This window comes from Bacillus sp. Marseille-P3661 (genome assembly GCF_900240995.1).
In the GTDB taxonomy this organism is placed as follows: domain Bacteria; phylum Bacillota; class Bacilli; order Bacillales; family Bacillaceae_J; genus OESV01.
Genome location: NZ_LT965953.1, coordinates 1,633,268 through 1,653,119 on the forward strand (window position 1 = coordinate 1,633,268; position 19,852 = coordinate 1,653,119).

Genomic DNA, 19,852 nt, shown 5'->3' on the forward strand with positions numbered 1-19,852 from the left:
AGGTCCCTTGGCCCGTTCTTTCTTTACTATTTACTTGTTGAGCCACCTTACCTGTCCCTGTGGTTTATACTATTTACTTGTGAGCCACCTTACCTGTCCCTGTGGTTCTCCCTTTGGTTAGAGCCTTAACGAGCCACGAAAACCTCTGGCGGCATAGTAGGAATCTGCTCCATTGTGATACACGAAGACATGCCCGAACCGATAATCGCAAAAAAGGGCACCACCTAGCGCTCTAATATCTGAGGGTGTTTGCACCCAGCTCGACGTCTTCATATCAAAATTACCAAGGTTCTGCAGCTCCCGGTATTGTTCTTCTGTTAAAAGTTCAATCCCCATCTCAGTTGCCATATTAATCGCGCTGTTTTCTGGTTTGTGTTTTTTCCTTGACTCTAACGCTTCATGGTCATAACAAACACTTCTGCGACCTTTAGGACTTTCCGCTGAACAATCATAAAAAATGTACTCGTCCGTCTTTTTATCAAAACCAACAACATCCGGCTCACCGCCAGTTCTTTCCATTTCATTAAGCGACCATAGTTTTTCAGTATTAGCATCCAGCTTTGCTTGGACTTTATCCCAATCTAGACCTTCATGGCGGCCCATGTTTTTCTCAAAACGGGCTTTCAAGGCTCCGAGAAGTTCTTCACGTTGTTCTAGTGACAATTCCTTATCATTGCTGATTTTATTTCCATTTGTCATACTAATTCCCCCTTCGTGTTTTTCCGAACCAGAGGGACAGGTCCCAATAGTCCAAGGCGAATAGATCCAATAATGGCGTTTAATTCCCGGTTCCACGGTATACTACCCCAAATACTATCATTAATCCTACATCAAAAAAACTATTTTGATACAAATACACTGTTTTTAGAGTTACCTCATTTGTTAGATTTTTGATCAAACAAATAGGCAACGACTACAAAGATTACAACAGATAGTATTTTAAAGCAGCATCTATAAGAAAAGCTTCCATCAAAGGGCATCTGAAACTTATACAAATCATCTTGACTGTAACTATCATAGGAAATATGTATAGGTTTAGACAAATTCAGTCATCAAAATTGAAGTTACAATATGTTTAAAGGATAACTCAATAATTTATATAAACACTAAGTTTACTTTTTTTGAATTTCAGCTATCGCATCTATTACGGAACTACGGAAACCCTTTCTTTCCAAAGTGGTCACCCCCACTATAGTTGTGCCGCCTGGAGAACATACTTCATCTTTCATGACTCCTGGATGCGTATTCGATTGCAATTGTAAATTTCCTGTTCCAACTACCATTTTACTTGCTAACTTATATGAGATGTCCCTCGGTAGACCATGCAGTACTGCAGCATCGGATAGGGCTTCTATGTACATGCTTGTAAAAGCTGGACCGCAACCACTAATGGTACCTGCAATCCCTAAATTTTTGGTATCAACATTTTCAATAAGTGCAATTTGCGAAAATAAATTGGCAAAGGAGTCATACTCTTCAGCTGTTAATGAGCTTTTAGTTTCACAAACAATGATTCCATCTCCAATTGATACCGGGGTATTTGGCAATGTACTTAAATGATGAGTATTTGGAGCTAATATCTCTTCATAATCGTCAAACGTAAAGTTTACGACCACCGAAATTACGATCTTATCCACTAGGTATTCTTTTATAGGTGTAATAACCTCTTTAACAAGATTTGGTTTCACAGCTATCACAACCATATCTACATGTTCCACTAATTCCAATGAATTTCTACAAGGTATAAATCCTTTAGACATAGTATTTTCACATAATTTATCCCAATTCTTTGCACTGGCGTATATCTGTTCAGGACTAATTGCATTTTTATAAACCAATCCATTGGCAAGTGCTTGCGCCATGTTTCCAAATCCTATAAATCCTATTCGCATTTTTTTATCCTCCCAAACTTTTAAAATAATCGTCTATTTGTAATTATTCTCGTGATTCTTGTGTGTTGTTACAACCTAATAAGGCTAAAGGTAATGTCATAACTAACAATAAAACAGAAACGCCCTTCAACTTATTTTATAATAAAAGAACCAGAGGGACAGGTCCAGTGTCTTAGTTTAAAAATACCTTCAGGGTCCCGACCAGATAAACAACAAGCAGGTTTACCCCAACTACTTACTAAGATCAATGGCAATTGGGATAGTTCTGACACACAAAAATTCAAATGGGACATCACACCTGACCTTATGACCAGATTAAACAGAAATAGCCAAAGTACCTATCTCCCAATCTGTATGCTATAATTTGGAGAGTAAAATTGATTTAGAGGTGACCATTCTTGGCAATACATGTTGTACTATATCAACCTGATATTCCGGCTAATACTGGAAATATTGCACTTACTTGTGCAGCAACGGATACAGCCTTGCATTTAATCCGTCCACTTGGCTTTTCAACAGATCCAGAAATGCTAAAACGAGCTGGCATAGATTTCTGGGATTCTGTAAACATAACGTACTATGACTCGTTAGATGACTTTTTTGCAAAAAATGAGGGTGAGTTTTACTATATCGAGACTTTCGGTGAAAAAGCACATTCGGGCTTCGATTTCAGTGATGTATCAAAAGACCATTATTTTATGTTTGGAAAAGAAACAACAGGTTTACCAAAAGATTTACTAGAAAAAAATAAAGATCACTTTCTGAGAATACCAATGAATACTCATGTTCGTTCACTAAATCTTTCAAATACAGCTGCGATACTGGTATATGAGGCTCTGCGCCAGCAAGGATATCCAAATTTAAAATAATAAAGAGTCTTCCGTCTTGGCGGCTTCCATTAACACGCAAAAAAAAGGTTCCTTCCCTGAACACTAACCGTATTGGGGACAGGGACCAATATTTGGACTAGGAAACAAAAAACAAGAAGTCACATTGTAGTCATGACTACAAAATCAGAACTTCCCCCTCATCCCCTTTGCCTTATTCAAGTAGGTGCAGATAGTCTACATAAACAATATTGTATATCCCTTTCAAAACAGCCTAATATCTATCTTTAATTACTTATTAACTTCTTTTGTTATTTAAAGTTTTTAACGTAAACTACGCTTGGATGTTTCTCTCAATTCATATATGTATATTTGGGAAGAAGTTTATGATCATGTGAAGTTGCGTCTACTAACGGGCAGCATCACTAGACTGATACATTTCTTAAAAATCGTAAATAATAAATAAGTGATAATACTTTATAGAGAGTGTGTTAGTACAAAATGAATAAATCTCTAAAAGAACAAGTTGAAAGTACTTATATGCTTATTAATGAGGCGAATGATAAAATGTTTTACATTTGGAAAGAGAATATTCTTTTCACATGGCAATGGGGGCTAAGTATAATATTATCTATTTTACCTTGGCTTTTATGGATTAAGTTTAGAAAAAAGGATAGTACAATTCGATTGCTTTGTGTTGGTTTTTTTGTCCTTATTATCGCCTCATGGTTAGACTTTCTTGGAGTTGCTTTTGGACTTTGGTATTACGTATATGATGTTACTTACCTTATACCAAATTATTTTCCTTGGGACTTTACACTAATTCCAGTAATCACCATGTTTTTTATTCAAATTAAACCTAATTTTAATCCTTTTATAAAATCAGTACTATTTTCAGTGATATTATCTTTTTTAGCAGAACCATTTTTTATATGGTTGGGACTGTATCAATCTTTAAAATGGGAACATATATATTCATTCCCGATATATATCTTTATTTATTTAGTTGCAGACTTTATTAGTAAAAGAAATAGCTGGGCTAAAATTTAATAGATCCACAGGGACAGGTTCACTGGCTTTGTTTAATAGAGAGTCCCCCTATACTTCTAGCGAACATTCCCTATTTATGGAAGTGCACACTCTAAAATTCCAATTCCTAACTAAAAAAGCCCCTGCTCCCCCGTACACTACCGCTTTAACGTACTGGGGGACAAGAGCTTTCATTCTATGTAGAAACAGAACATTTTAATAAACTTTATAAGTTTGCCCTGTCTGAGCACCTTCAACACTCTTAACATATGCATTTGCCACTTTGTTAGCTGGTACTGGATTAAAACCTTTAAAAAATTCTCCATATTTATCCATGGATTCTTCCAGAACGTTTGGACTTACAGTATTAATCCGGATATTACGTTTCAATTCAATCGCCGCAGATTTAACAAAACTCACAATCGCACCATTAGCCATAGCTGCTGAGCTACCTTTTAAAATTGGATCATCCATCATAATTCCAGAAGTTAATGTAAAACTTCCACCTTCATTTATATAATTTTGTCCAATTAATACTAAATTCACTTGACCCTTCAGTTTACTATTTATTGCTATTTCATTTAGTTCCGGAGTGAGCTCACTGAAATTCCCAAAATGCGCTGCTCCTGTTGTGCTTATAACAGCATCAATGTTATGTAAATCTTTATACATTTGTTCTATGCTTTCTACAGACGTGATGTCTACTTTATAATCCCCATTTGATTTGCTAGCGATAATAATTTCATGGTTAAGTTTTAACTTCTCAGCCACAGCTTTTCCTATTGTACCAGTACCACCAACTATAAGAATCTTCATACTACCACTACTCCTAGCTAAAAAATTATGAATCTATGTTGCTTTATATATTCTTCGCTTTCGAAGAATCCCCTTCCTGTATAGTAAAAAAGGTTTTATTAACATAGTGGTATTTGATAAAACATTAAAAGGAACAAGGTACCTGTCACCCTGTTCCACTTTTTCTTGTTAAGTTTACTGGTTATTTGTTATGGCTTAAAAAATGATAAAAATACAGATTTCAAAAAATGTTTCTGTTTCTCTGGCACACTACCGCTTTAACGCGCCAAGGTCAGGAAACGAATGTAAAAATCTAATACAATGTTTGTTTTTGTGTGCCATCTGTTCGTATTCTGTAAATCATTTTTTCAATTCTAGTGTAGTAGATCCAGTCGTCAAAAATGATGATATTCGTTACAAACTCTTCATTTAAGAAGGTTTTTTCTGTTCCATCAACTCTCATTTTATAAAGATCTCCGCCAGGTATATCAACAGTAGTATAGTATATCCAACCATTAGATATATTCAAGTTAGAAGCAGAATCATTGCTTAACCTCATTTTATTAGATCCATCAAAGGACATCCTATAAATTCGGGTTTCATCTGCTGGATTTCTAAAGTAAATCCAATTATCATGTATAAGCATACTATATACACTTGTATCATTTAATTTTGTTCTTTCTGTTCCATCAATTCTTACACGATATGGCTTTTGTTGGTCTGTGATATTTTGATAATAGATCCATTCGCCAATTAAGTTTATGGAAGAGGATTGATCTTCATTTAGCTTTGTTCTTTCCGTACCATCTGCTCTAATTTTATATAGTTTTGCACCATCCGATTGGTTTGCATAAAAGATCCATTCACCTCTAACAAGGATACTCGTTGAACTATCATTATTTATTTGAGTTTTTTCTGTTCCGTCTATTCTTATTTTGAATATGTTACCATTATCCCATCCGCTTCGATAATAAACCCATCCATCTAATACATTGATATAGGTTGGATCTACACTAGCTGTTAGTAATGTATCCATTGTAAGGTCTGTTTTCTTCTTAGTTAAAGCTCCGTATACTTCCTGCCCTTGACGTTTATTAAAATAAATCCAATCATTTTCATTCCCCAGGAAACCAGTGTTCATAATATTTCCTGCCGTATTCCCTTGTTCCACCATCTGAATATCGTTGATAAGGGACTGTAAATACTGATTTTCCGCAGTAAGCGTTTCAACTCTACTTTTCAATTCGTCATAATCAGACGTCACGTTAATGACCTGATTTACAGGGTCCCATAAAACCTGAGCACCGACCCTGCTAAACTCAGCAATAGGAACATAAATATAAGGATAGGTTGCTCCTTCTGGTTTAAAATTTAATACAGGATACAAGCCCGTATTAATATCGACACCATTTACGTATATTGGGCGGGTAGCTGTATATGCTGTAACAGGTTTGTACTGCATTTGTCTTCCTTCTCGTACAGCTATTTGATTCGGTATGAATAGCGTTTGACCAACATATAACATCGGACTTACAAGCTTATTTAGAGAAACAATGCTTTCTATAGTAGTATTAAACTTCTTTGCTATGAAATATAAATGATCACCGGGTTGAACAATATAAACATTAGTACGACTTGTTTTCATAATGCACCCCTTCATTTTTGAACATTATATTTCACGGGGACGGTTCTCGTGATTATTACTCGATAATAAGAGTGAAGAAACTTACACCAAACTCGGAAATAGAATACGAGAATTACGAATAATAAAGTTAGTCATGAAGAATTAGACTACAAGCCTTATTACTTCACGAGACGTTACCTGTCTTTTTCTTCATTTCCCCGGAAAGCGCAGAAACCGACAACCTCTCGCGAATAAAGTAGAAATTTATACTACAAAATGGTTCCCGCTACTCAGTACACTACCGCTTTAACGTACCGGGAGACAGGAACCAAATTTATATTTTTACCACCACGGATAAGGATAAGGATATGGGTATGGTGGATATGGGTATGGAGGATACGGATAATAATATGGTCTTGGAGTTAATAGTGCTCCTGCGGCTAAACCAGTTAAAAACGGAAATCCAAACCCAAAAGGTCTACCTATTCCAAAGCCTGGTCGACCAAAACCTAAACCTGGAAAAAAACCTAAACCGGACCCGAGTCCGCCTAATCCAAATCTTTCGTCAGTTGAATGATATGGATTATGATTTTTATAATAAATAGAATGCACTTTAATCAGCCTCGTTTCATTTTTAAATGCAAGTGAACGATTGAATTTTGCATAAGCTTATTCAAGTATTAATCCATTGTCATTCGTCTAAATAAGTTATTGATTCAAATGGTACCGAATAAAATAACGCCATGTCCATATATACTTTTCTAATATCCTTATTCGTCTGCTTATACAAAATATCACTTCTCGAATTTTTCAATACATCTTATTCATTAGTTATTAGTCTATAGACTTGTACTTCAAAAATTGTGTGTTTACCTATACAGAAATAAAATGGTCTCACGGGGACGGTTCTCGTGATTCTTACAGGATAATAAGAGTGAACAAACTGACTGTTGCCCGGAAATAGAATACTAGAATTACAAAATATGTAGTTAACTAGAAAGAATTAGCCTTTCATGTCTCTATTGTCCTATATTTCGAAAAAGTACAATTTGTGCAGACCCTGCACCTTTCCTTTATTTTATTATGAACTACGAAATAATTCCTAACGTAATCCTAAGTAAACTACCGCTTGAACGCACCGATGGTGCAAAAACCATCTTTATGGATAAGCCCAAAGTTATTTTGTACATAATAAAAATGTTAAACAGAAATTAAAGGGGGAAATGTAAATGCAACAAGCTCAACAAGCTAAAGATAATTTCGGTTCTATTATGAAACCAGGTTTCGCAGGAACTGATGCTCAGAAAGTAAAACAAGAAATTCAAAAAGATATTAGCGAAGGACAAGGTGCAATGACATCCCGTGAGGCTGGAGCAATGCGAGATTAAAAAACCATTCTGTGTTAAATACAAGGTAGAGTTTTTCATCGAAAGATAAAGCCTGTATCGTAGATTACTAATTAATTTTTGATACAGGCTTATTAACGCTCTCTCTTCAACTAACATTCCATTTAACACAAAATTTATAAGTATTAAATGAATAAGATGGAACCGTTGCAATGACAATTTGGTAAGTTGTTCAAAGTCAAATGGATACTTAAACTCTGTCATGGGCTTTTGGTGGAGATTCCAACCAACCTTTATCGATTAAAATATTCACACCATCGTCAACAAATGCTCCGATGTTAACAAGAGTTCTTATATATAACATATTTATATCTCTTCTTGCAGTTACTGCCAGTGAGTTTCCGAATGACCTTATCTTCATTGCGAACATGTCCACTTTATGAAAAAGCATTATTTTGTCAGAAAAAGGAGGGTATGTAGTTGTTGTGACTAAATGTTCTAAGTAGGATGGTGATTGCATGTGTTCAATGTGTAGCTTTTCCTTATACTGTTTCAGTGCTTTATCAGTCATGCTTATACCTCGTTTAAACAAAGCCTTTATCTTTTCATCTTTAACGGTCTGATAAAATCCAAATAACAACGCCTTACTCGTTGTGTTATTTTCGATATTATCCCAAAGATGTATGATTTCTAATGCCTGTAAAGGTCTTACTTCTCCCAAAAAACCATTTAAGTAACTTTGTTTATCAATTTTATCAATTCCTTCTGGTATAGGGAGGCTAGGAGGCTTTGCAATTAACTTTTTTCCCATTAAAACATTATTAATTTGCCCTAAAAAGACTGTCGTACATTGATTACAATAAACAAAAAACTCTCTTACATCCTCTTTCATTATTAAGGGAACTGCTACTGCGTAAATACTAAGACCTGCTTTAGCAGCATATTTTAAATAATGAACATAAAATTCATCTTCGTATAAACGAGGGGCACCAAGGTTTACATCATCTGTAGAAAATCCACTAGGTATTGGGAAATAATCTTTGTTAAAAAAAACCTCTATCCTTTGCGTGAAATCCTTTGCTAAAGCTAACCCATTTTCCAAAAGTCTCTGGATATCTTCATCTTCGCAATGCTGAAGAAAATAACTTAAGATTTGAATGGACATACTATTTCCCATAAAAGCAGCCCAAAGCTTACCCATTTCAAATGACGTTAAAGGTTGATTCTCATCTCCTGTTTTTGCACTTATACTTAGTGATTTCATCACATTCATTGGATTTAATTCTTTATCGGCAGTCATAACTAATCCCCTTTTTTTGCTCTTTTTGTTTAGAGTAACCAAAGGAAAATAATTTAATTCAACACAACTCTAGGAAAGCCAGAGGGACAGGTCCACTGGCTAATTTTCAAAGCTAAAAGGGTAATCGGTTCATTCCTTGTAGAATTAATTTTCCTTCACTTTAATCGGATTGAATTGCAGTATGAGTACAAAACTTGGATAGAAAATTCCGTTCTATACTTTAATGTATACGGTATTACCACTTCATCATATTCGTCCTGCCTAAACCTATAATTTTTCAATCGTAATTATCGTATTACTAATGATTTTGTTTGAAATCTGTTCTTTTAAAAACTGAAAGCAGAGGATGAAATACTCCTCTGCCCTGCAAGCCCATATTATACTCATTCCTCAATAATCACCCCTTCACTCCAAGGGAATTCTTTGAACCTTTGAACTGATTCTTCACAAGAAATGTATTGTTTGTGACTCGATGTATCCTTCAGACCTTATATTCCACCATACCTTCTCTTTCGTTGCTGGTATTCCTCAAGTGCATGCAGAAAGTCCTTTTCTGAAAAATCCGGCCAAAGCACATTGGTAAACCAGAACTCCGTATACGCTAACTGCCAGAGTAGGAAATTGCTCAGACGGTTTTCCCCGCCGGTGCGAATAAGCAGATCAGGGTCTGGATTACCAGCTGTATACAGATAGTCTGAAAACTGTTGTTCATCCAGTTTATCCAATGACAACTTTCCTTCGTTTATATCCGCGAGCATCCCTTTCATGGCATGCATAATCTCGTGTCTGCTTCCATAGTTAAGCGCAAAATTAACCTGAAGACCGTCATTGACACTTGTACGGTCCATTGCATACTGTAAGGTTTCACGTGTATTGACTGGAAGATTTCCCATATCACCAATAACCTTAATGCGTACATTGTTGGATAATAGGTCTGGCAGATAAATATGTAAAAAGTCCTTGGGAAGTCTCAATATAAAATCTATCTCGGGCTGTGGACGTTTCCAGTTTTCCGTGGAAAACGCATAAAGAGTCAGAACCTTCACCTTGCATTTAACTGCTGCCTTAACAATTCTAACGATGGTAGATACCCCTTCTTTATGACCAGCAATTCTGGGCATTCCCCGCTTCCCTGCCCAGCGTCCGTTTCCGTCCATAATGATGGCTATATGAGCCGGTATATTACCTTCCGGATAATGGAAGGTTGTTTCCGATTGTTTATTATTAAAAAAAGGAATTTTCATTGACATTCTCTATCCTCCCGAAATATTTGTAATCTATCCAAATCCCCTCCGCACACCATTCAGCACTGCAGGTAGGGATCATATACAGCATATTGTCAGAATATAATTCAGACGTCCTTATGACTCTTAGAATCTCTTTTTCTTTCATTTTTAAGTTCTTCAATCATGCTGACATGATCCTTTGTCGTCTTCTAAACATCATCCTACAGTTGAAATTGAACTACATCTACCTTCATGAAAATTTTCCCTTAAACTGCTTTAACGTCGCAACTATAAGAAAGCTAACAATCACTAATAAAAGCCATGAGCTCACCTTTCCTAGATGGACAAGACTCCATGCATCGGTTTGGTTTGGATATTCCCATGCTCCGAAAAACGTTGCAATATTTTCAGCAATCCATATAAAAAATCCGATGAGCACAAATGAAAGTGTGAGTGGCATACGATAACGAATTCCATTAACCTCGTATGTGACTCCTGATTGCCAAAAGACGATTAAGACAAGCCCAGATAACCACCAACGGATGTCAATCCAATAATGGTGCGTGAAGAAATTCAAGTAAATTGCAGCAGCAAGAGGTACTACAACTAAAAACGGCGGCCACTTAATAAGTTCAACCTTTAATCTCCTCCATGCCTGACAAAGATAACTCGCCACACTTGCGTACATGAATCCGCTATACAAAGGCACTCCAAGTACTTTGGTATATCCTGCCTCTGGATAAGACCAGGAGCCCATATGCACCTTGAAGAGTTCAAGAGCTAGGCCAATAAGGTGGAACAATGTGATAACTTTTAGTTCATCCTGTGTTTCAAGTCCAGAACGCACCATCCACCACTGCATCAGAAGGCAGATGATCAGCAGCCAGTCATACCGTGGTAGGAAAGGAAGTGGCAAGATTTGTGTCAAAGCCAAAGAGGCAAAAATAACAACAGGAAACACACATGATAGGGCCTGCTCCCAACCAAAACGAACGAGTTGTTTGAATGCTCTCATGATTTGTTTCCATACTAGTATGGTAATATTCATGAGTAGCTCCCCTCTCAAAATTTGGTTCATTGATATAGAGGAAAATGACATCTTACTTTTCCTTTTCGTGTCAAATATACCCATTTTTTTACTACCCTTGAGTGTCTTCATCACTTCTATACTCTAAAATATCTCCAGGCTGGCATTCTAACGCTTTACATATTGCCTCTAAAGTTGAAATCCTGATTGCTTTTGCCTTGCCATTTTTCAATATCGAAAGATTAGCCATTGTGATTCCAACCCTCTCCGAAAGTTCAGTTACGCTCATTTTTCGTTTCGCTAGCATCACATCAATATTTATTATAATCGCCATGTTAATCACCTCAGACCGTTAAATCATTTTCAGATTTTATATCAATTGCTTCTTGTAAAAGTTTTTGAAGAACAGCTGCAAAGACTGCGATAACCATTGAAGCGAAAGGAACAACCAATCCGACGAAGATGACACCTGGAGCGTCATCGATCTCCGCAAAGATATAGAAGATTGGTAAGACCAGGACATGCAAACTACTGATTGTGATAGCACAGTATTTGATCTTCTTTAAAGCTGTTACAGAAATTTGCGAGAAAGCTTTATTTTTGTCAATGTAGCGTAAAAGATTGAAAGCCTGATATAAAGCAAAGTAATAAGGGATCGCCGATGCATAAAAAACGATGGAAACAAGATATTTTATATACGCATACTCCGGCAGCATTTGCCCTGTAACATCCCCTATCTCAGGCACCAAAAAGATGCACAAAGCAAGAACTGGTAATCCTAAAAGAATAACAGATATTTTTAAAAATAAAGTTGACACTAGTTTCATAAAAAGCACCTCACTCATTTATTGTCATTTTGAATTTAACACACTTTTTATCGTTTTACAATAAACTTTTATTTAATTTTATAATATTTTTATTGCGATCTTAAGTTGGTTTTAGACAAAACAAAAAGCATTCCTTATTATAAAAGAAATGCTCTCTGTGGCTTAAAACTATTCAATTAACACATTTTATACAGTAAAGCCTCAAATCTTTGAATTGTGTTCCTTATCTTTATTTATATTCCCAAAAGATATAAAAACTTCCACAACTTGAATAGCGTAAAATGTAGCCACAAAAACTCCTTCTTCCGCTAAAGCCGCCCTTGGTTTGACCTATGTCTTTATCCCATTTAAGTCTGTTACTAATATTTAAAATATATATTTAACCAAATGGTAATAATAGCATGACAGGGAACATTTCCCTTCGTTTAATTGGCTAATTAAATAATAGTTTTTTCTACAATTGTTCTATTTTTTGTTTAATAGGAGGTAATAAATTTGATCTTAACAAATCCTATAAATGTATCCGAAATAGGCTCTCTTTGGCAAACATACCAAGAAAAAACTTTAATCATGAGATTTCTCGAATACTTTATAAAAAAGTCAAATGACCCGCAAGCAAGAAATATTTTGGGAGGATTGTGGCAGGAATTAAACTTTTATGTTAAAGAGATGGAAGAATTATTTTCCGAACAAGGAATGGTTAAACCTATTGGATTTACATCAGCAGATGTTAACTTGAGTGCTCCTAAGTTATACGACAATGGTTTTGATATTATGTTTGTCCGTATTTTAAAGGAAGTAAGCATGGGGCTTTACACCTTAGGTATGAATATGACATATAATAAAAAAGTGATGGCCATTTTTTGAAGGACTAACTACAGTCACTCAAAAAATCTATAAACTTTCAACCTTATATTTACTTGAAAAAGGGATTCTTTCACTGCCACCCAAAGTATCAATGCCTATAAATAATGAATTCATTAAATCTAAAAAGTTTATGGAAGGGTTTAAATTAATTGGCGAAAGAAGAGCTCTTACTGATCTTGAAGTTGGTATGATTCATCATAACCTTGAGACAAATAATATTGGCATGCAACTTATTACAGGTTTTGCACAATGTGCTCAAAACAAAGATGCAAAACAATATTTTTTAAAAGGAAAAGAACTTGCCAAGAAACAAATTAAAATAATGGAAGAAATACTTCGAGAAGATGATGTACAACTTTCCGCGACCTCTGGAGCTACGGTAACCCCATCAACAGTTCCTCCTTTTTCGGACAAGTTAATGATGCATTGTATCTACATACTAAATGGGTTTTCGCTTGTAGGCGGCGGAATGGGTGCATTCTTTAGTTTAAGAAATGATATCGCGATGAAAACCATGCTACTAGCAAAAGATATATACTTCTATGCACAAGAAGGAATTGAGATAAAAATCAAATACGGCTGGTTTGAGCAACCTCCCCAAATGGAGGACCGCCCCCAGATTATAAAGGACAATTAATAAGATCATAAAACAATCATAGATTAAAGTTAATTACATATTACATATAAGGAACTAACTATTAAAAAGCAATGGGACCGAATGTCTTCTCGTTGCTTTAATTGCTCCTTCTATAATGATATGTTGCGTCTTGTTGTGCACAGTGCCAGCTATATTTTCCTTGAGTGTGGTCGTTACTGATGTCTGTAATTTCAATAACATAACTTTTACTTAATTACACATACCGTTTTTTAGAACTATAAATATTTCATTGAACTTGTATGGCAAGATTTGATTCATTGACCTTATGTACCCTTATACAATGTAACTATCAATAAATAATGCTGCCATCGATATTTTTTCCATATCAATGGCAGCATTTTATATTTTGGCTATAATTTTAAAAGTCTATTCATCTCTATCTTATTTCCATACGAAATCTTGCACAAAATCTTCAAATAGCTTAGACCATGCAAACCAGTCATGTGCTCCAAACACAGGATGCTCAACCACATCAACATCCAATTCCTCTAGTTTTTCATTAAAAGTATGAATGTTTTCTTGACTAATAACATTATCATATTCCCCATATCCTAGCATCACTTTTGGAGAATCCAGATTGTCATAATTATCTAAAGCACCAGGTTCAACAAAGCCCTGCCAAACGCCACTAAGTATTCCAAAATAGCCGATTTCTGTAGGATGCTCAGCATATAGGATAGAAGTTAAGTAGCCACCTCTTGATAATCCAGCAAAGGCACGATCCTTGCTTTCTTCTGAAACATTATAATTTTCTTCTACATACGGTAAAACGTTATTAAAGAAATTTCGGTTAATCATTGAGTAATTCCATAGAGTATCCGATATATCTCCTTCTTTGGTGTTCCACGGAGTATCAGATGTATGCAGCACTGATGGTAGTTCAGGATAATCGTTATTGTCAATAGCAACAACTAATGCAGGTTCGGCCTTACCTTCTGCAACTAGATTATCCATAATATTGCCTGCATTTGCTAGTGCGAACCACTCTGTTTCATCTCCACCAGTACCATGGGAAAGATAAATCACTTTATAAGGCTCTTCTCTATTTTTGTCATAGCCATATGGGAGGTAGACGCCTAAGTATTTTTTATCTCCATTGATATCCGTGATTGGAACATAGTTAATTTTTCCAACTTTTGCATCTTTTCTTGGAAGTAAAATTGAATTATCTGTTACCTGCTTGTGCTTATCAAACTGCCCGTAGACAATACTATGTTCTTTAGGATAACGCTCCAGATTGCTTAAAGGTGCTATATTAGCCGGATCTGGAATTGTTATATCGATTGCCTTGTCATTTCCATTAAATGCATATGCCACCTGATATTGGTAGGCAAAAGAACCACTTGGAATTGGCATACTAATTGTCCACAAATCCGTACCTTCAATCCTTGTCATGTTCTCTTCATATCTTGCTGTCTTAGCTGGGAGCATACCTGGTTCCCAATCGTAAGGTGAATACCATTTATTTAGATCTTTTTCCTCGGGTTTATAAAATCTAAAATCCCCGCTGAATACTACATAATCAGCTAAAGAATCCTTGTATACAAAAGTAGCGGTATAGCCTGTTGGTGATTTTTTATCCACTTTAACAGTTGCCCCTTCTTTTACTCCCGATACATTTTTATTAGCTGCCATTGCAGGGGAAGCCATTGCTGTAATTAACAAAATTAAAGTCAAAATCAAATATAAAATTCTCGAATTTTTGGTTTTCATTTCTTTTCTCCTCTTAGGAAATTTTTAAATTCAATGTTTTTAATAAAGTCTTTCTTGCCTTAGCTCCCCTATCCGAGTGTGATGAACAAAAAAGTTAAGTTCTAAAACCCCATTTTCTTGTCTCTATTAAAACCCTATGTATCTAGTTGTTACCCCCTCCAATCTATTATTTTTTTGGATATAAACCGACATTATATATTAATATAGACATATAATATCCACCTCTGAGATACAGGTATTTCCTTATGTACTAGCACCCAACTGTGTTTCGACAACGCTGCCTTTGACTATTTGGCTTGATCCTCCATAACGTCAGACTACTAGCATTAATGATTGTTAATTATCCTAATATTTATATTATTTCGAAAAATACTATATACAAATATTACCATGAGCTACACATAAAAAAAATAGGCCCTAAAACCCCATTTCCAAATCCATGGGGACAGGTCCCTTGACCTACGAGCAAAACAAGCCGGAGGGACAAGCCGGAGGGACAGGTACACTGGCTCGTTTATTACTACTTACTAGTCGGGCCACCTTACCTGTCCCTCTGGTTCTTCGATATTTTTGTAACCTTTTTGGTGATAGTAACGTCTTTTTCATTGGGAAGGAGTGATGAGATGTTTAATCAAAAAAAATTGACTGTCTCTATGCTAGTTTCGTTGTTACTTTTTTCTGCTGGATGTTCTTTGGTAAATCAATCAACAAGTGAAAATAGCGGCGGTGAAACAGTGAAGGTTGTTCAACCAGAGGAGAATTTACAAGCGAATGATGAACAGGTGATAAGTGATTTTAGAAATTTCATGGCTCAAAACCCTGAGATCAGTGAGGTTACTCAATTTATGGATGACAACGTATCTAAGGTGTCATCACAAAAAGTTTCTGCCATGATTTTGGCATTAGAAGATCTACAAATCAATAATTTACCAAAATTCGAACAGAAGTTTACCACTGACGAAGATATACAGATGAAATTTTGGGACTTTTTTGAAGGAATTGTTGATACGAGAAAAATCGATAACATTACTGATACAGAATTAAAAACATTGCTTGAAGAAGCAAAAAACAGCGGTTATAAGATTGAAACAGCAGAGGGTTTATATTTTCCAATAATAGATTATCAATTTTATAAAACATATAGTTCAAAAGCCACTATGGAAATACAGGATTATATTGAAATTATGGCTACTGAATCAAATCAGGTACCTGCCAAAGACGGTGCATTAATGATTAACTGGGGCGATATTGTTGAAAGAGCACTAGCTCAAGAAGCATTTTTGGTGCATTATCAAAATTCCGAAAGAGTGGCTGAGATGACTGAGCTTTATAATACGTATAAAATGTTTACTTTCTTTGGACTAAATAATACACCTTTGTTTGATTACGACACTAAAAAAGTTGATCCTGAGGCGAAGGCTGTATTTGAAGATGCTGTCACAAAAGAAAAAAATAATAACAGTAACTATATAGATATGCTGGATGGCTTTCTTAAAGTTTTATCAAATAATAATGATACATTAACCGACGAGGTAGATGTATATAGAAAAGATCTAACCGATTTCCCAGGATAAGATTACAAAAGACATGGGGACAGGTCCCTTGACCTAAATCTAATGGTCCAAGGTACCTGTCCCTCCGGCCCTTCTTAATTAAAAATTATAGGAAAAGCAAATGTAACGAAAGCTGCCCATAGTCCGTAGACTGGCAAATACTTAGTAACGGCATCTTGGATAGTTGAAAGTCCGGATTTGTTTTGTAGAAAACGCAAATAGGCTATCATAATCCAAATTAGATTTGCCCAGATCAGTATGTTTACTCCCAAAACAGCAAGTCTATTTGGCGTAATCCCATAGGAGGAAAGTCTGAACACAATGGCTGACAACGCCACACTGTCAATGATCAGCGCAAGAACAATTAAGGCAACATTTATATAATCTGAAAGGTTCTTTTTCTCGTCTGAGTCGCTCTCAGTAATAGAAAATATGGTAACGGCCAATACACCAAGGAGTATTCCGTTGAAGGCTAACAGGAAATTGCGGTCGAAGAATGGATTTTTTCCGACATATATAACGGTTATAAGATAGACCACCAATGTGACCAGAACAAGAGGACTAAAAATTTTAGCTAGATACGGTGTAATATTTTTAGCAAGTTTAAGATTCAGTGATGCTAGGTATGCAGTCACAATAGCAAGAGCGGCAGCACCAAATAAAACGACATTACTAAAATAGAAGTCTTCTATATCTAAGCCAACAAAGCTAAATAACTGCATGGTTACTGCTGCTAGCACCATTCCGCTAACTGCCATGGCTGCGTAGAGAATACTATATTCCAAATTAAATTTAATATAGGCTAATCTTATACTGCTTTTTGAATAGTCATTTCCTGTAAATGCAAGCCCTACCAATACCCATAAAACTATAGGAAGGTGTAAATAAGCAAGGATAATACTGTCACTATTATCTAAAGGCAGCATATTAAGATAAATCCCTGAAATTAGGAACAGCGCTGCAAGGGAATAAATAACACTTCTGTTCGGAGTATTTTTGTAAACAAAATAGGCAGCAATAAACGGGATTATACCAAAAGCGAGGTTAATTGGAGCAATTGCTCCCTGTTCGACAAAGTGGAAAATGACCCTGCTGCTGATCCCGGCTAGAATGGCTAAAATGCCCATGAATAAAAAACCTTTTTGAAACAAGAAAGACTTTTCTGTATTTGCATTCTCCTTGAAATGCAATCTTTCATACCAAACGCCAAGTACTTGTGAATCAGGATTTTGTTCCCATGCTTGTGAGAATGACTTTTTAAATGCTTTCGGGTCATTTCTATATATTCTCTCCAGCTCATGAGGGTTAGCTATATTTTCAATAATTAAATTGACCATCCTTCTATCTCCCCTAATAATTTTAAGTTTATTTTCAAACTGACTTCGTCTCTATAGTACCAATTGTTTTTGCCTTTCCATTTTTCAATATCGATCCAAAGGTTCGCCATTGTTATTCTAACCTTCTCCGAAAGTTCTGTTTTGCTTATTTTCCTGTTGTTTCTGGCAAACATTACAACAATATTAAGACCTCTCAGTCTCCAAAAAGATACACAGAGCAAGATTGGGACACCAAAAGAATAGCAGCTATATTTTTAGAAACACGTTGTTACTTTTTCCATTAAAAGCACCTCACTTAATTTTGATTTTAATATATACTTTATCGTTTTACAATAATTTTTTATTAATTTAAACAGAATTTTTATTGTAGGTTTTTATTTCACACAAAAAATAATCTTAAATCACTATATAACTTGTACAGCTAAGTTTCTCCTCAGATTGTAAAAAGAGACTCCACAGCAACTCGTAAATTATTGTGACCTTTAAATTTACCTACTCTATTCGTTCGGGTTGTATCTTTCATTTTATTAGAGTAAGTTTAGTCATCCGCTATACTTGAATAAAAGTTGGTTTAGGGGGTAGTTTATACCATAAAAGAGGTGATAGTAATGTCAAACATGATGAAACAAGCTGAAATGGAAACATTAAGAGATTTAATTAAAGATATAGACACGGCCATGTTAACTACGGCTACTGAAGAAGGGCTTGTTTCTCGTCCCATGAGAACACAAGAAGTAGAGTTTGACGGTGACTTATGGTTTTTCACTAAAAAAGAGACGAAAAAATATGATGAAATAATACATAATAAAGATGTAAATGTTGCATATGTAGGTAAATCCTATGTTTCCGTTCGTGGAAGAGCGGAAATCGTTGAAGATTTAGACAAGAAAAAGGAATTATGGAGCAAGATACACGAGAAAATTATGCAAACTTCTTATGATGATCCTAACGTTATCTTAATAAAGGTAAAAGTGGAGGCAGCCGAATATTGGGAAGAAGGAGATTTCATTAAAAAGATTGCCTTTTACTACAAACGGTTAACAGGGCAAAGTTCTAACACGACAGACATTAATGAAACGTTGGAATTGAATAATTAACAACAAAAAGGGGTTGTCTGATTTTAGGACAATCCTTTTTGCAATATTGAGTTATGTTAATCCATTTGTAGCTCTATTAAAAAGAATTGAGTTGTTACTATTAGTTACAAATAACCATATACACAGTTTCGTTCCTTCACTGCCGTGACCCGCTTATTTATTAAGAATTTCAAAGTAAATTCCTATAAATATTACATCTTATACAACGTAATATATTTAATTGCACACTATTGTGATTTTTAATCTTACTAAAATTGCATAAATTGATTGCCACATAATTCTTCATGGGAGGTGAAACAATGTCATCATCAGTTTTTCCTCTTCTAGATTCATTTGATGAATCAAAGATTTAGTCATACCATCACCTGATTTAGTATTAGTCTTCTATCTTTATATGGTTAAGTCCATTCCTATACAAAGCTCGCGTAAGAAATAGACTATAGACAATATCTTGTGTTCTTTTTAAACATCTTATTATGAAACAACCGTTTGGGAATCTGTTTTCTTTGGTCGCATTTAGTAGGCGGATTTTTTACATTAAAATAGGCTCTTATTCAGTTTATCTCGCACTGAATAAGAGCCCTATTGTTGACCAATTAACTTCACATCGAGACAATCACTTGCCCTTAAATCTAATGGGTCAAGGTACCTAGTATAGTAAATAGTTCAAAAACAATAAAAAGACCACCGTTTTCATTGTAAAATAGAAGTACCTATCACAGAACTTCCAATTA

At 35.3% G+C, this 19,852-nt stretch carries 19 protein-coding genes and 1 pseudogene; 7 read left to right on the forward strand and 13 right to left on the reverse strand.

Translation table 11 applies throughout. The features are described 5' to 3' along the window. Nucleotides 1-117: 117 nt before the first annotated feature. Nucleotides 118-699: a DUF4256 domain-containing protein gene (locus tag C1724_RS07615; RefSeq protein ID WP_102346094.1), complete on the reverse strand. Its 582-nt coding sequence runs from the start codon at nucleotides 697-699 to the stop codon at nucleotides 118-120. 413 nt (nucleotides 700-1,112) lie between these two features. Continuing rightward, complete coding sequence (gene proC, locus C1724_RS07620) at nucleotides 1,113-1,892, reverse strand: pyrroline-5-carboxylate reductase (protein ID WP_102346095.1); 780 nt, start codon at nucleotides 1,890-1,892, stop codon at nucleotides 1,113-1,115. Between the two features lie 398 nt (nucleotides 1,893-2,290). Here proC and trmL point away from each other — a divergent pair, with 398 nt between their 5' ends. Beyond that, nucleotides 2,291-2,761 carry a tRNA (uridine(34)/cytosine(34)/5-carboxymethylaminomethyluridine(34)-2'-O)-methyltransferase TrmL gene (gene trmL / locus C1724_RS07625; RefSeq protein ID WP_102346096.1) on the forward strand — a complete coding sequence of 157 codons (471 nt, stop codon included), beginning with the start codon at nucleotides 2,291-2,293 and terminating at the stop codon, nucleotides 2,759-2,761. A gap of 459 nt (nucleotides 2,762-3,220) precedes the next feature. After that, nucleotides 3,221-3,769 carry a CBO0543 family protein gene (locus C1724_RS07630; protein ID WP_102346097.1) on the forward strand — a complete coding sequence of 183 codons (549 nt, stop codon included), beginning with the start codon at nucleotides 3,221-3,223 and terminating at the stop codon, nucleotides 3,767-3,769. A gap of 195 nt (nucleotides 3,770-3,964) precedes the next feature. On the opposite strand, the gene C1724_RS07635 is transcribed toward C1724_RS07630, so the two are convergent. The 3 genes from C1724_RS07635 to C1724_RS07645 form a co-directional block, all read right to left on the reverse strand. Continuing rightward, entirely contained in the window at nucleotides 3,965-4,564 is a 600-nt protein-coding gene (locus C1724_RS07635) for a short chain dehydrogenase (protein WP_102346098.1), read from the reverse strand. A gap of 292 nt (nucleotides 4,565-4,856) precedes the next feature. Next, complete coding sequence (locus C1724_RS07640; protein WP_180994167.1) at nucleotides 4,857-6,188, reverse strand: DUF5050 domain-containing protein; 1,332 nt, start codon at nucleotides 6,186-6,188, stop codon at nucleotides 4,857-4,859. Nucleotides 6,189-6,509: 321 nt separating this feature from the next. Next, entirely contained in the window at nucleotides 6,510-6,779 is a 270-nt protein-coding gene (locus C1724_RS07645; protein WP_258000299.1) for a spore coat protein, read from the reverse strand. Between the two features lie 617 nt (nucleotides 6,780-7,396). Between C1724_RS07645 and C1724_RS25525 the strand changes: the two genes are divergently transcribed. Continuing rightward, nucleotides 7,397-7,555, forward strand: a complete 159-nt coding sequence (locus tag C1724_RS25525) for a hypothetical protein (protein ID WP_180994168.1) — start codon at nucleotides 7,397-7,399, stop codon at nucleotides 7,553-7,555. Nucleotides 7,556-7,763: 208 nt separating this feature from the next. Here the strand turns inward: C1724_RS25525 and C1724_RS07650 are convergent, their stop codons facing one another. The 5 genes from C1724_RS07650 to C1724_RS07670 all read right to left on the reverse strand — a co-directional run bounded on the left by C1724_RS07650 (nucleotide 7,764) and on the right by C1724_RS07670 (nucleotide 11,893). Continuing rightward, complete coding sequence (locus tag C1724_RS07650) at nucleotides 7,764-8,813, reverse strand: DUF3231 family protein (RefSeq protein ID WP_258000300.1); 1,050 nt, start codon at nucleotides 8,811-8,813, stop codon at nucleotides 7,764-7,766. A 488-nt stretch (nucleotides 8,814-9,301) separates the two neighbouring features. Next, the gene (locus C1724_RS07655) at nucleotides 9,302-10,063 is read right to left on the reverse strand and encodes an isoprenyl transferase (RefSeq protein ID WP_102346100.1); all 762 of its coding nucleotides are present in this window, start codon (nucleotides 10,061-10,063) and stop codon (nucleotides 9,302-9,304) included. A 226-nt stretch (nucleotides 10,064-10,289) separates the two neighbouring features. Next, nucleotides 10,290-11,054 carry a DUF817 domain-containing protein gene (locus tag C1724_RS07660; RefSeq protein WP_102346768.1) on the reverse strand — a complete coding sequence of 255 codons (765 nt, stop codon included), beginning with the start codon at nucleotides 11,052-11,054 and terminating at the stop codon, nucleotides 10,290-10,292. Between the two features lie 124 nt (nucleotides 11,055-11,178). Further along, nucleotides 11,179-11,400, reverse strand: a complete 222-nt coding sequence (locus tag C1724_RS07665) for a helix-turn-helix domain-containing protein (RefSeq protein WP_102346101.1) — start codon at nucleotides 11,398-11,400, stop codon at nucleotides 11,179-11,181. 10 nt (nucleotides 11,401-11,410) lie between these two features. After that, nucleotides 11,411-11,893: a DUF2975 domain-containing protein gene (locus C1724_RS07670; RefSeq protein ID WP_102346102.1), complete on the reverse strand. Its 483-nt coding sequence runs from the start codon at nucleotides 11,891-11,893 to the stop codon at nucleotides 11,411-11,413. A 495-nt stretch (nucleotides 11,894-12,388) separates the two neighbouring features. On the opposite strand from C1724_RS07670, the gene C1724_RS26035 reads away from it, so the two are divergent. Next, nucleotides 12,389-12,760, forward strand: a complete 372-nt coding sequence (locus tag C1724_RS26035) for a DUF3231 family protein (protein WP_258000301.1) — start codon at nucleotides 12,389-12,391, stop codon at nucleotides 12,758-12,760. Nucleotides 12,761-12,851: 91 nt separating this feature from the next. Further along, complete coding sequence (locus C1724_RS26040; RefSeq protein WP_258000302.1) at nucleotides 12,852-13,397, forward strand: DUF3231 family protein; 546 nt, start codon at nucleotides 12,852-12,854, stop codon at nucleotides 13,395-13,397. 402 nt (nucleotides 13,398-13,799) lie between these two features. Here the strand turns inward: C1724_RS26040 and C1724_RS07680 are convergent, their stop codons facing one another. Next, the gene (locus C1724_RS07680) at nucleotides 13,800-15,131 is read right to left on the reverse strand and encodes an alpha/beta hydrolase (protein WP_102346103.1); all 1,332 of its coding nucleotides are present in this window, start codon (nucleotides 15,129-15,131) and stop codon (nucleotides 13,800-13,802) included. 623 nt (nucleotides 15,132-15,754) lie between these two features. Here C1724_RS07680 and C1724_RS07685 point away from each other — a divergent pair. Next, nucleotides 15,755-16,705 (forward strand): hypothetical protein, encoded by a 951-nt coding sequence (locus tag C1724_RS07685; protein WP_102346104.1) that lies wholly within the window; start codon nucleotides 15,755-15,757, stop codon nucleotides 16,703-16,705. Nucleotides 16,706-16,779: 74 nt separating this feature from the next. On the opposite strand, the gene C1724_RS07690 is transcribed toward C1724_RS07685, so the two are convergent. Both C1724_RS07690 and C1724_RS26270 read right to left on the reverse strand, forming a co-directional pair. Further along, nucleotides 16,780-18,021: a DUF4153 domain-containing protein gene (locus C1724_RS07690; RefSeq protein WP_102346105.1), complete on the reverse strand. Its 1,242-nt coding sequence runs from the start codon at nucleotides 18,019-18,021 to the stop codon at nucleotides 16,780-16,782. A 34-nt stretch (nucleotides 18,022-18,055) separates the two neighbouring features. Next, nucleotides 18,056-18,194 (reverse strand): annotated as a pseudogene (locus C1724_RS26270) (hypothetical protein). A gap of 435 nt (nucleotides 18,195-18,629) precedes the next feature. Between C1724_RS26270 and C1724_RS07695 the strand changes: the two are divergent. Next, nucleotides 18,630-19,118, forward strand: a complete 489-nt coding sequence (locus C1724_RS07695; protein ID WP_102346106.1) for a pyridoxamine 5'-phosphate oxidase family protein — start codon at nucleotides 18,630-18,632, stop codon at nucleotides 19,116-19,118. The last annotated feature ends 734 nt before the right edge of the window (nucleotides 19,119-19,852 follow it).